The organism is Gordonia soli NBRC 108243, assembly GCF_000334455.1.
Lineage (GTDB): Bacteria > Actinomycetota > Actinomycetes > Mycobacteriales > Mycobacteriaceae > Gordonia > Gordonia soli.
In genome coordinates this window covers 1-12,851 of sequence record NZ_BANX01000007.1, presented here as the reverse complement: position 1 = coordinate 12,851, position 12,851 = coordinate 1, and the positions used below count along the sequence as shown (strand labels likewise).

Here is a 12,851-nt window from a genome sequence, read left to right as displayed (position 1 = left end):
TATCGGCGCCGAGCCACAGGTGCCACTCACCCCGCCTCGCGGGCCATCGTCTCGAGTGTGCCGGTCAGTCGTCGGATGCCCTCGTCGATGCGTGCCGGCGTGCTGGACGCGAAGCACAGGCGCATGGCGTTGCGGAACCGCCCGCCCGGTGACAGTGCCGGACCCGGGATGAACGCCACGCCGTCGGCGAGAGCGCGCTCGAACAGCTCACGGGTGTCGATCTCCGCGAACTCGCCCTGCAGGGTGACCCACAGGAAGAACCCGCCCTCGGGATCGGTGGTCGTGACGCGATCGCCCAGATGGGTGCGGATCGACTCGACCATCGCGTCCTTGCGCTCGCGGTAGAGCGTGCGCAGGCCGGCCAGGTGGTCCTCGAGTCCGCCGCGGGCGATGTACTCGGCGACGATGTGCTGGTTCGGCACGTTGGTGCAGGTGTCCATGGCCTGCTTGCCGTTGATGAGCAGCTGCCGCAACGCCGGGTCGGCGTCGACCCATCCGACGCGCCAGCCGGGCGCGAGGATCTTCGAGAACGTCCGCACCGAGAACAGCAGCGGGTCCTGTGGGCTGAGGGTCTGGAAGGTCGGGATGTCGGTGCCGGCGAACCGCAACAGGCCGTACGGGTCGTCGTCGATGATGACCGAACCCCACTTGTGGGCCAGACGCAGGAGCTCGCGGCGGCGTTCCTCCGACATCGTCACACCGGACGGGTTCTGGAACGTGGGGATGGTGTAGATCGCCTTGGGCGTCTTGTGGGTGTGCGAGACGAGATCCTCGAGCTGGTCGACCAGCATCCCGTCCTCGTCCGTCGGGATCTCGAGGAGCTGCGCACCGTAGGACAACGCTGTCGCACTGCCGTTGGTGTAGGTCGGCGACTCCACGACCACCAGGTCGCCGGGGTCGACGAACAGCTTGCACGCCAGATCGAGTCCCTGCATCCCACCGGTGGTGATGACGAGCCGTTCGTGGCTCGACGGGTCCGGGGTGGTCGCGAGATAGTCGACGAGCAGCTGCAGCAGCCGCGGTTCACCCTCGGTGGCGCCGTAGGTGAACGACGAGTTGTCGAGGATCTCGCCGGCGATCTGGCGGAACTCCTCGGCGGGAACCGCCTCGTCGGCAGGGGAGCCCATCGCGAACCGCACGATGTCGTGGGACTGCGAGGCGAGCAGGGACGTCGACGAATCGATGAGCGATCCGACCAGGTCCTTGGCGCGCCCGGCCAACGGGAACGTCTGGGTGGCACGACGGACGTCGTGCAGCGATGTGGTCGCCTCGTTGTCGGTGGTGGCGGTCATGGTGGTCACCTCACTTCTGGATCAGTTCTCGGGGAAAGCTCGTGAACGTCTCGACGCCGGTCGGACTGACCCGCACTGACTCCGAGAGTTCGAAACCGTAGTTGTCCATCCACATTCCGCACACGATGTGGAAGGTCATGTTGGTCTCCAGGATCGTCTCGTCCTCGGACCGGATGCTGATCGTCCGTTCACCCCAGTCGGGCGGATAACCGATACCGATCGAATAGCCCAGGCGCGAGGGCTTCTCGAGCCCGTACTTCGCCAGCGTCCAGTTCCACGTCGACGCCAGCTCTCGGGAGGCGACGCCCGGCCGGATGGCATCGAGGACGTTGTTCAGTCCCTCGGAGGTGGCCTTCGCCACGTAGTCGAGGTCCTTGGACGGTTTCCCGAGTGCAACGGTGCGCGCGAGCGGGCAGTGGTATCGGTTGTGCGCGCCGGTCAATTCGACGACGACCGCCTCGTTCTCCACGAAGGTCCCCTGATGCCAGGTGAGGTGCGGCGTGTCGGCGGCGGCGCCGGTCGGCATCATCGGCACGATCGCCGGGTAGTCACCGCCGAACTCCTCGGTCCCGGTGATCTGCGCCTGCGAGATGGCAGCTGCCGCATCGCATTGACGCACACCGACATCGATGGTGTCGATGGCCGCCCGCATCGCCTCCGAACAGACCATCCCGGCTTGCCGCATCAACTGGATCTCTGCGTCGGACTTCACCGAGCGGACCCAGTTCACCAACTCGAAGTTGTCGACCAGCTTCCACTCCGGGATCGCGTTGTACAGCGCGCGGTATGCCTTGGGGGAGAAGAAGTGCGAGTCCATCTCCAGCCCGACCGACCCCGCCCGGGAGGCCGGGGCGATCTGGTGCCGCTGTCGCAGGGCCCACGCCACCCAGTCGAAGGGGTGGACGTGCGGACGGTGCACATAGCTCTCCGGGTACCCGACGATCTGGTCGTCGCCCAACCAGGTGGTCCGGTGTGCGCCATGAGCATCCATCTCCCTGGCGAAGAAGATCATCTCGCCCTCGATGGGGACGAAGAGCATCTGCGGGGTGTAGAACGACCACGCGTTGTAGCCGATCAGGTAGAAGATGTTCGCGGGGTCGGTGACGATGATCGCCGAGAGCCCCTGGCGGTCCATGAGTTCACGGACGCGCGCCAGTCGCGATTCGTACTCGCTGTCGGTGAACAGCTGGGCTCCGAGGTACAACCGCTGCCTCCTCTGGGGCTGAAGAAGTGATACGTGTCGATTGTCGCCGAGATCGGCCGGTACGTCAGCGCTTGCGGACGGGGACCGCCAGGTACTTCACATCGAGGAACTCTTCGATGCCCAGGCGACCGCCCTCTCGGCCCAGACCGGACTCCTTGATCCCGCCGAACGGGGCGGCCGGGTTGGAGACGAGTCCGGTGTTGACGCCGACCATGCCGACCTCGAGGTGTGCCGACAGGTACTCGACGCGATCGACGTCGGAACTGAAGAGGTAGCCGACGAGACCCCACGGGGTGTCGTTGGCCAACGCGAGCACGGCGTCGTCGGCGTCTGCACCGTCGCCGTCGAACGGGACGATCGCGGCGACCGGGCCGAAGATCTCCGTGGACATCAGATCGGACCCGGGCGCGACGTCGGTGAGCACCGTCGGCTGGTAGAAGTGGCCCGGACCTTCCGGACGCGTTCCGCCGCAACTGATCTGCGCGCCACGTTCGACCGCGTCGGTCACCAGTCGGTCGACCTTGTCGACAGCCTTGGTCTCGACCAGCGGGCCGACCTGCACCCCGTCGGCGGCGCCGTCGCCGACGGTCAGCGCCCTCATCCGGGCGGCGAGCTTCTCGCTGAACTCTGCGGCCACCGACCGATGGACGAAGAAGCGATTGGCCGCAGTGCAGGCCTGGCCGATGTTGCGCATCTTGGCGACCATCGCGCCGTCGACCGCGCGGTCGATGTCGGCGTCGGCGCAGACGATGAACGGTGCGTTGCCGCCGAGCTCCATCGACGTGCGCATCACCGACCCGGCGGCCTGGCGCAGGAGCAGCTTCCCGACCTCGGTGGACCCGGTGAAGCTCACCTTGCGGGCCTTGCCGCTCTCCATCCACTCTCCGACCACGGCACCGGGATCGGTCGTGGTGACGACGTTCAGGACGCCGTCGGGCAGACCGGCCTCGCGCAGGATGTCGGCGAGCAGCAGCGAGGTCAACGGTGTCAGTTCGGCCGGCTTGAAGACCATCGTGCACCCGGCCGCCACCGCGGGGCCGATCTTGCGGGTGCCCATGGCGAGCGGGAAGTTCCACGGGGTGATCAGGATGCACGGTCCGACCGGCTGCTTGGTGACGATGATGCGGTTGGCGCCGTCGCCGGTGGTGGTGTGATCGCCGCCGATGCGGACGGCCTCCTCGGCGAACCAGCGGAAGAACTCCGCTCCGTAGGCGACCTCGCCCTTCGCCTCCGCGAGGGGCTTCCCCATCTCGGCCGTCATCACCGAGGCGATCTCGTCGACCCGCGACATGATCAGTTGGTGTGCGCGATAGAGGATCTCGCTCCGCGACCGGGGGGATGTGGCGGCCCATGCGGTCTGATGGTCGACCGCGGTCTGCAGCGCGACGCGGGCATCGTCGGCACCGGCGTCGGCGACCTGGGCGAGTATCTCACCGGTGGCGGGGTTCTCGACGTCGAACCGCGCCCCCGACAGCGCCGGCACCCAGGCACCGTCGATGTAGAGGTCGGGGTTGATGCGCGCGATGGTCTCGGCAGCGGGTCCGGGGTGCACGGCGGTCATCGGAGGGCTCCTCTCGGGGAAGGTGGTGTCGGGGTGGTGTCGTCGTCGGAGGTGGTCGTGGTGCCCGTGTCGGTGTCGGTGCCGGACCCTCGGGCGTCGGCGGCGCCGTCGGGCGGTCGCGCCGACGAGGTGCCGGCGGTGAGCAACTCCGCAAGATGGAGCCCGGCCGCGTCGATGGCCGCATCGGTGGCACTGAGGTGGTCGACCGACATCGCGCAGCTGAATCCGTCGGTGAGCACCGGGCGGTCGCCGCCGGACCGCAGAGCGGGTGCCAGTGACTGCTCTGCGACCCCGACACTGACGTCGTAGTGGCCGCGTTCGAAGCCGAAGTTGCCCGCCACACCGCAACATCCCTGCGCCGCATGGACGGTCACGCCCATCCGCTCGAGCGCGACCCGACCGGTGGTCGGCCCGAAGACCGCGTACTCGTGACAATGCGTCTGGAGGGTGACGGACTCGGGCAGGCCGGTCGGTTGCCAACCGGCGTCGAGCAGCCGTGGCAGGTACGCGGCGAAGCTGGTGATCCGGCGGGCGACCCGGCGCGCGGCGGGACTGTCGACGAGTTCGGGTAGATCCTTGTGGAGCGCTGCCGCGCAACTCGGTTCGGCGACGACGATCGGTCGGTCGGTGCCGTCGTCGAGCGCCTCGGCGGTACGGGAGAGCACCTTGCGGGCGTGTTTGAGCTGACCGGTGGAGATCCACGTGAGTCCGCAGCAGTTGTCGGCGCTACAGCCCACCTGGTCCCCGGTCGCGCCGAGGACCTGCGCGGCAGCGGCCGCGACATGAGGACGGAATGCCTTGGTGAACGAGTCGACGAACAACACGACATCCGACCCGGCCGAGACCGGGGACAGTGAGCCCATTCCGGCGCGACGGTCCTTGCGACGGGCGAAACTCGGCATCGTGCGGCGTGCGTCGAGTCCGCCCGCGCGGGCGGCAATGCCGGCGACCGACGACCGGAGCGCCCGGTTGATGACCGGCGCGAGAACGCCCGCGGCCCCGAGCCACGCCGGCATCCAGCCCAGCGAGTAATGCGACATGGGACGTTTGCGACCGCGATAGTGCTGATGCAGGAACTCGGACTTGTAGGTGGCCATGTCCACGCCGGTCGGACAGTCGGTCGAACACGCCTTGCACGACAGGCAGAGGTCGAGCGCCTCGCGTACGTCGTCGGACCGCCATCCGGTGCGGACGTCGGGAGCGGTGCGGACCATCTCCTGCAGTACCCGGGCCCGGCCGCGGGTGGAGTCCTTCTCGTCGCGGGTGGCCCGGTAGCTCGGGCACATCACCCCGCCGGAGGTGGAGCGACACCGGCCGACGCCGATGCAGCCCTGGACGGCGTGGACGAACGGGTCGAGCCCGGCCGCCTCGCTGCCCTGCCCCTCGTCGACGTGACCGAGCAGGGTCAGGGTCGGCCAGCGTCGTTCGGGCACACCCGCCAGCGCGAGATCGTCGGTGATCGGTGCGGGATCGACGATGCTGCCGGGGTTGAGCACACCCGTCGGGTCCCAGATCTTCTTGAACTCGGCGAAGGTCGCCAACATCGTGCGGGTGTACATGATCGGCAGCAGCGCCGAGCGGGCCCGCCCGTCGCCGTGCTCACCGGACAGCGACCCACCATGTGCGACCACCAGTTCGGCTGCGGCCGTGCAGAATCGGTCCATCACGTCGCGACCCTCGGCGGTGCGGAGATCGAACGTGATGCGCACGTGCATGCAGCCGGCACCGAAGTGTCCGTACATCACGCCGGTCAGCTCGAAACGTGCGAGCAGGGCCTCGAACTCCTCGAGGTAGCCGGCCAGGCGGTCGGGAGCGACCGCGGCGTCCTCCCAGCCCGGCCACGACTCGTATCCCGCACCGACCGAGTCGTCGTCGGGGTCGAGCAGCCGTGACGAGAGTCCCGCGCCGTCCTCGCGGACACGCCAGAGCGTCGCGCGGCGGGCCGGATCGGTGACCACCGTGGCATCGATCATGCGACCAGCGGCGCGCAACTCGTCGAGCAGTCGGGATGCGACGGCGGGGACATCGTCGACCGACGCGGCACCGGTGCTGTGTTCGTCGACATCGATGAACAGCCATGCCGCGCAGGGGTCGTCGGGACCGCCGTCGGGTAGGCCCGCGACCGCGTCGCGGCCGCGACGGGCAGCCATCGTCGACACGATGCTGCGGTCGATGCCCTCGACCGCAGACGGGCGGAAAGGGAGGATCGTCGGGACGTCACGGGCGGCGTCGGCGACTGATCGGTACCCGACGCAGAGCAGCATCTGGGCGCCCGACACCGGGACCAGCCGCACCTTCGCGGAGACCACGATCGCGCAGGTGCCCTCGCTGCCGACCAGGGCGCGAGCGACGTCGAACCCGTTCTCGGGCAGTAGTTTCGCCAGGTGATATCCCGACACCTGTCGGGGGATGGTCTCCAGTTCGGTGCGCAGTCCCGCGAGGTTGCGCGCGGTGAGATCGGTCAGCGACGCGGTGAGCTCGGCAGCTCGTGCGGTGGCGTCGGCGTCGTCGGGATCGGTGGCCCGCAGACCTTCTCGCGTGGCCGTGAGCAGCAACCCCTCGGCGGTGACCAGGTGTAGTTCTTCGACGTGGTCGGAGGTGCGGCCGTACCGCACGGAGTGATTACCGCAGGCGTCGTTGCCGATCGCGCCCCCGAGGCTGGCCCGTGACGCCGACGACGGATCGGGGGCGAAGCTGAGCCGCCCGTCGGTGGCCTCCCGTGCGCGTGCGGCGAGGGTGGTGAGCACGATCCCGGCACCGGCGACGGCGGTCTGCGCCTCGTCGTCGATCTCGACGACCTCGTCGAGGTGGCGCGAGAGGTCGATCACCACTCCCTCGCCGATCGCGTTGCCGCCCATCGACGTACCACCACCGCGCGCGGTGACGGTCACGCCGGCGGTGGCGCACCACGCCACAGTGCGAGCGACATCGGATGCTGATCGCGGGAAGACCACCGCCAGTGGCCGGACCCGGTAGTTCGATGCGTCGTAGGAGTACTCGGAACGTCGACGTGACGAGGTGTCGACGTCGATACCGAGGGCCGAGAGGTCGGAGAGAGGTGGTGACGTGGTGGTCATGCCCCACCGAGCGCGACGTCGAGCGCCGCGGCGAAACGGTGGAGGCCGAGTCGGATCTCGTCTTCGGTGACCACGAGCGCCGGGATCAGGCGCACCACGTTGCCGCCGGGGCCACAGGTGAGGGTCAGCAGTCCTTGACCGGTGGTGGCCTGCTGGACTGCGATCGCGGCGGCCGAGTCCGGCACGGTGGCGCCGGATGCGTCGGTGGTGACGAACTCGATGCCGGCCATGAGTCCGATGCCACGGACGTCGCCGATGCGTGGGAACCGGGGAGCGATCTCACGCAGACCGGCCAGCATCTGCTCACCGCGCACGCGTGCGTTCTCCACCAGTCCCTCGTCCTCGATGACGGCGATGGTCTCGACCGCTGCGGCCGCCGCCACGGCGTTGCCGCCGTAGGTGCCGCCCTGCGAACCCGGCCAGGCCTTGCTCATCAGCTCGGTCGGGGCGGCGATCGCGGAGATCGGGAACCCGGACGCGAGTCCCTTTGCGGTGATGATGATGTCGGGGACCACACCGTCGGCGTGCTGGTGACCCCAGAACTTGCCGGTGCGGCCGAACCCGGCCTGCACCTCGTCGACGATGAAGACGATCCCGTGGCGGGTGGCCCGCTCGCGCAGACCGGCCAGGAAGCGCGGCGGGGTGGGGAGGTAGCCGCCGTCGCCGAGCACGGGTTCGATCAGGAACGCCGCGGTGTCGTTCGGCGCCACCCGCGAGGTGAGCAGGTAGTCGAGCTCGCGCAGTGCGAAGTCGACCGCGGTGTCGGTGTCCCAGCCATAGCGGAACGCATACGGGAATGGCGCCATGTGGACGCCGCTCATCAGCGGCGAGAAGCCGGCCGAGAACTTGGTGCCCGCGGTGGTGAGGCTGGCCGCCGCGACGGTGCGACCGTGGAAGCCGCCCTGGAAGACGATGATGTTGGGTCGGCCGGTGGCCATGCGGGCGAGACGGATCGAGGCCTCGACGGCCTCGGAACCGGAGTTGGCGTAGAAGACGGAGTCGAGTCCCGGGGGCAGTACCCGCCCGAGCTTCTCGGTGAGCTCCAGCAGGGGCTGGTGCATGACGGTGGTGTATTGCGCGTGGATCACCTTGGCGCACTGGGCCTGTGCGGCGGCGACGACCCGCGGATGGCAGTGACCGGTGCTGGTCACGCCGATGCCGGTGGTGAAGTCGAGATAGTCGTTCCCGTCGGTTCCGCGAATCCACGAACCTTGGGCGTGGTCGACCACAACGGGGGTCGCCTGCTTGAGGATCGGGCTGAGGTGGGCGGTGGGCACGGCGGTCTCGGCGGTCGTCGTCATGGGTACACCGTGACGCTACTTTGTCGGATTGTCAACAATGTGACATCGAGGCAGGTCAGCGTCCTGTTTCGGTGTCCAGTTCGGCGAGAGTGGTGCTCAGTTTCTGCAGTGCGTCGACGGTCCGGCGCCACTCCTCGGGATCGAGGCGCTCGGCGAGCGCCTGCGCGGCCAGGCGGTGTGCGGGGTTGATGCGGTCGAGGGCGTCGTACCCGGCCGACGTCGGGGCCACGAGCTTGGCGCGACGATGGGCCGGGTTGTCGCGGTATTCGGCGAGCCCGTCGGCGACCAGGAGGTCGGCGGTGCGCTGCACGCTCTGCCGGGTGATGCCCATGATCCGCGCGATCTCGGAGACCGAGGCAGGCTCTCGGAGGACGGCGCCCAGCACCTGCCACCGGGTGGCGGTCAGCCCCGCGCTCGCCGCGAGCTCTTCGGCGAGCGCGAGGAATTGTCCGTTCAAGCGGAACACCGTGAGCGCCGAGTCGCTCAGGAGTCGCTGGGTGGGGTTCGCCGTCATGCGGTCGCGGGACTTTCGGCGGCAGACCCGCCGTCCTGCTGGGCGACGAGGGTGTAGAAGCCGCTCGGATCCTGCTTGCCGTAGAGCAGATACCAGGCGTCCAGTACTTCCGGCGGGTAGACGTCGAGTGCGGCGAAGACCTCGCGCGCGAAGTCGACCGGTGCGACCGCGGCCGCCGTGATCACGTTGCGATCGGTGATCGCCGGCACGTCGACGTAGTTGTCGGCTCCGGCATATCCGGTGTGGCTCAGCTGTTCCGGTGCATTGCTGGTGTGACGGCGATCGTCGAGAAGGCCGGCGTTCGCCAATCCGATGGTGGCGCCGCAGATTCCGGCCACCGGGACTCCGGCGGACACCCAGCGCCGGGCGGCATCGATGAACTCCGAGTTCCCGTCCCCGCCCCAGGTGAACGCGCCCGGGAGGACGAGCATCGCGCTGTCCGCGGGGGAGATGTCGGTCAGGGCGGCGTCGGGGGTGACCCGGAGACCGCCGACGGTGGTGGCCGGTTGTCCGTCGGCGGAGACCGTCACGATGCGGATCGACCCCGGATCGCGCTGGAACTCGGGATTGTTGATCCCGGCGGCCACATATCCGTACTCCCAGTCGGCGAGCGTGTCGTAGAGGGCGAGATGGACGGTGCGCATGATGACTCCTCCGATCGAGTACGTGCCGATATGACAGAAGACTGTCATAAATGACAGCACGCTGTCAAGAGTTCGCTGCGCGGTGAGCTCGGATCCGATCGTCGACGAGCGCGAGGAATCGGTCGACCGCGGCGATCTCGTCGTCGTCGAAATCGTCGAGCGACCGGCGGGTGTCGGCGATCAGCGATCCGAAGAACGACTCGCCCAGCCGATGCGCATCGTCGGTGACCGAGAGCAGGACCCGCCGACGGTCGGTGACATCGCGCCCGCGCCGGACGAGCCCGGCGCGTTCGAGGCGGTCGACCAGGGCCGTCGTGGTGGCCGAGTTCAGATCGCCCAGTTCGCCGGCCAGGACACCGGGGGTCGCCGGACGGCCCGCCCGGGCGAGGTCGAGGAGAGCGATGAGTGCGCGGACGTCGGTGGTGTGGAGTCCGTGTGCGGCCGCGAACTCCGAGCCGAGCAGGTCCAGTTCGACGGTCAGGGCGCGGAGGCGATGGATGAGCGCGAGTCGTCGGTCGTCGGTCACCGGGCCAGGCTAGCAATCATCTCGATCGACAAGTATATCGATGATCGAGTAATCTATGCGGCATGCCCACGATCCGGGAGTTCATCTCGTCCGAAGCGGGTGCGCGGTTCTTCGGTGTGTACGACCGCTTGCTCGATCGGTGGCCGGCCGACCGCGAGGTCCGCGACATCGAGACGGCTTTCGGGACCACGCGGGTCACCTCCGTCGGGCCGCAGGGCGCGGCACCGCTGGTGTTCCTGCCCGGGGGTGGGGCGTCGGCGATGGGGTGGACCGAGGTCGCACGACGCCTCGGTGCCGACCGTCGGGTGATCGCGGTCGATCTGATCGGCGACATCGGGCGCAGTGTCCCGGGCGCGTCCCCGCCGCGGACGCCGGCCGACCTCGTCGCATGGTTGTCGCAGGTCCTCGACGCTCTTCCGGGTGCGGACCCGGGGCGGCCGATCGTGGTCGGGCACTCCTATGGCGCGATGATCGCGGTCGCGCACGCGTTGGCCGAGCCCGACCGCATCGGTCGGCTGGTGCTGCTCGACCCGACCTCGGTGTTCGGTGGGATGAAGGTCGGCTATCTGCTGCACGCGATCCCGGTGCTCGCCCGACCGACCGCTGCTCGGCAACGGCGATTCCTCGAGTGGGAGACCGCCGGGATCGCACTCGACCCGGACTGGCTGGACCTGCTGACCCGGGGCGCCGGCGAGTTCCCGTCATCGCGGCCGGTGGTGCCGCGACGTCCTCGACGATCGGCACTCGACGCGCTGGCGGTCCCGACCGCGGTGATCCTGGCCGGTCGCAGCCGGGTCCACGACGCCGCACAGATCGCGCGCCGCGCCGAGCGCACGCCCGCGGTGACCGACGTCCACGTCATCGCCGACGCCTCGCATCACGGGCTCCCCATGCACCCCGCGACGGAGCTGGCCGCCACGCTCCGCGCCGTCCTCGACTGACCGGCCCCGGGCCGCGACAGCCGTTACGGTGGGGACGTGGCCAGCTTCCGACCGACCATCGTCCTGCTCGGCGCCGACGACCTCCAGGCCCCGGGCAACCTCGCCGCGATCGAGGAGATCGCCGACGTACGGCGCGCCGACGCAACCGATCTCGCCGCGGCGCTCCCCGGTGCCGACGTGCTGTTCCTCTGGGACTTCTTCTCGCGCAGCCTGAAGGACAACTGGGGCGAGGCGACCGAGGCGCTGCGGTGGACCCATGTCTGCGCGGCCGGGGTCGACTCGCTGCTCTTCGACGACCTCGCCGACTCCGACGTGGTGGTCACGAATGCGCACGGCGTGTTCGACCAGCCCATCGCCGAGTTCGTGCTGGCGTCGATCCTGGCCCATCACAAGCAGTTACACGTCTCCAAACAACTACAGCGTGAGCACGTGTGGCGGCATCGTGAGCCGACCCGCACGCAGGGCAGCACGGCACTCGTCATCGGCACCGGCGGGATCGGTCGGGCGATCGCCCGGACCCTGCGTGCCGTCGGGGTCGAGGTGACCGGCGCCGGACGCCGGGCGCGCACCGACGATCCCGACTTCGGCACGGTGCACACCACCGACGACCTGACCGACTACGTCGGATCCTTCGACACGGTCGTCGTCATCGCGCCGCTGACCCCGCAGACCGAACGCCTCATCGACGCAGGCGTGCTGTCGGCGATGCGACCCGATGCCCACCTCGTCAACGTCGGGCGGGGTGCACTCGTCGACGAGCCGGCCTTGATCGACGCGCTGCAGCGGCGGGAGATCGCGGCCGCATCGCTGGACGTGTTCGACACCGAACCCCTCCCCGCGGACAGCCCGCTGTGGGACCTGCCGCAGGTCGCGATCTCCGCGCACATGAGCGGTGACGTGCTGGGGTGGCGCGATGTGCTCGCCGATCAGTTCCTGGAGAACCTGCGTCGATACGTCGATGCGAACGGCGTGGATCTCGAAGGCGCGCTGATCAACGTCGTCGACAAACGTAAAGGCTATGTCGCCGGGAGCGCCTGACCGGCCCCGATAGTAGGCTGTAGCGCGATGACCATCGTGTATTTCGTGATCGCCGTGCTGGCACTGGCCGGCGCCGGTGTCCTGCTGTGGCTGGACCGCCGACGCTCGACCGGACAGCGTCATCAGCGCGCGGTCTGGGGGGACGAACACGACTTCAAGTTCCGGGAGTCGGATACCAAGCTGCGCAGGGTGTTCCGTCGCGCGACGATGAACATCCCGGACCACATCGCGGTTCAGGACGTCGCCTACGGCCACTACGACGGAGCCGAGGCGGTGGTCTTCGACCTCGCCGAGACCGCCACCGTCGTCGCGGTGCGCCGGTCGTCGGCCTCGCCGGTCGTCGTCGACCTGCGTCACGAAGAGGTGCTGGCGCCGGCCGAGGACGATGTCGAACTCCTCGGCGCCATGGGCCCGCGCGTGATGTTCTCCAACAACCTCGACGTCGCGCGCCGGGTCTGTGACCGCCGGATGATCACCCTCGCCAACACCGCACCGCCGTACATCGAGGTGCTGTGGAACGAAGGCAACTGGGCGCTCGCCTCGCTGCCGCTGACCAACGACGCCGAACAACTCGACACCGGTCTCGACATCGCACGTCGGTTCGCCGACCTGCTGCGGGTGCTGCCGCCGGCCAAGGAGCCGCAGAGCGCTCCCGACCCCCGGGACCCGCACGGCCCGACCCGGGCCGAGCTCGCCGACGAGAAGACCGAGTCGATGCGTGACAAGCAGCGCCGCGCCGCCGCCGGCCGGCCC

11 protein-coding genes are annotated in these 12,851 nt (G+C 69.1%); 3 read left to right on the top strand and 8 right to left on the bottom strand.

Annotated elements, in window-relative coordinates; translation table 11 throughout:
- Positions 1-26 precede the first annotated feature (26 nt).
- The 8 genes from GS4_RS05305 to GS4_RS05270 all read right to left on the bottom strand — a co-directional run bounded on the left by GS4_RS05305 (position 27) and on the right by GS4_RS05270 (position 10,119).
- Positions 27-1,292: an aminotransferase-like domain-containing protein gene (locus tag GS4_RS05305; RefSeq protein WP_040509654.1), complete on the bottom strand. Its 1,266-nt coding sequence runs from the start codon at positions 1,290-1,292 to the stop codon at positions 27-29.
- Positions 1,293-1,302: 10 nt separating this feature from the next.
- Positions 1,303-2,496 (bottom strand): M24 family metallopeptidase, encoded by a 1,194-nt coding sequence (locus GS4_RS05300; RefSeq protein ID WP_007618244.1) that lies wholly within the window; start codon positions 2,494-2,496, stop codon positions 1,303-1,305.
- A 64-nt stretch (positions 2,497-2,560) separates the two neighbouring features.
- Positions 2,561-4,057, bottom strand: a complete 1,497-nt coding sequence (locus GS4_RS05295; protein ID WP_007618243.1) for an NAD-dependent succinate-semialdehyde dehydrogenase — start codon at positions 4,055-4,057, stop codon at positions 2,561-2,563.
- Positions 4,054-7,134, bottom strand: a complete 3,081-nt coding sequence (locus GS4_RS05290) for an FAD-binding and (Fe-S)-binding domain-containing protein (protein WP_007618242.1) — start codon at positions 7,132-7,134, stop codon at positions 4,054-4,056. Before GS4_RS05290 ends, GS4_RS05295 begins: the two co-directional genes overlap by 4 nt.
- Positions 7,131-8,435: an aspartate aminotransferase family protein gene (locus tag GS4_RS05285; protein ID WP_007618241.1), complete on the bottom strand. Its 1,305-nt coding sequence runs from the start codon at positions 8,433-8,435 to the stop codon at positions 7,131-7,133. The genes GS4_RS05290 and GS4_RS05285 overlap by 4 nt, the downstream gene beginning before the upstream one ends.
- 55 nt (positions 8,436-8,490) lie before the next feature.
- A complete protein-coding gene (locus GS4_RS05280) occupies positions 8,491-8,949 on the bottom strand; it encodes a MarR family winged helix-turn-helix transcriptional regulator (RefSeq protein WP_007618240.1) in 459 nt (152 codons plus the stop codon).
- Positions 8,946-9,593, bottom strand: a complete 648-nt coding sequence (locus GS4_RS05275; RefSeq protein ID WP_007618239.1) for a DJ-1/PfpI family protein — start codon at positions 9,591-9,593, stop codon at positions 8,946-8,948. Before GS4_RS05275 ends, GS4_RS05280 begins: the two co-directional genes overlap by 4 nt.
- 64 nt (positions 9,594-9,657) lie before the next feature.
- Positions 9,658-10,119, bottom strand: a complete 462-nt coding sequence (locus GS4_RS05270; protein WP_007618238.1) for a MarR family winged helix-turn-helix transcriptional regulator — start codon at positions 10,117-10,119, stop codon at positions 9,658-9,660.
- Positions 10,120-10,181: 62 nt separating this feature from the next.
- On the opposite strand from GS4_RS05270, the gene GS4_RS05265 reads away from it, so the two are divergent.
- The 3 genes from GS4_RS05265 to GS4_RS05255 all read left to right on the top strand — a co-directional run.
- Positions 10,182-11,060, top strand: a complete 879-nt coding sequence (locus tag GS4_RS05265) for an alpha/beta fold hydrolase (RefSeq protein WP_007618237.1) — start codon at positions 10,182-10,184, stop codon at positions 11,058-11,060.
- 36 nt (positions 11,061-11,096) lie between these two features.
- The gene (locus GS4_RS05260) at positions 11,097-12,098 is read left to right on the top strand and encodes a D-2-hydroxyacid dehydrogenase (RefSeq protein WP_007618235.1); all 1,002 of its coding nucleotides are present in this window, start codon (positions 11,097-11,099) and stop codon (positions 12,096-12,098) included.
- A gap of 27 nt (positions 12,099-12,125) precedes the next feature.
- Positions 12,126-12,851 (top strand): TtfA family protein (locus tag GS4_RS05255; protein ID WP_007618234.1); only part of this gene is annotated, 726 nt, incomplete at its 3' end.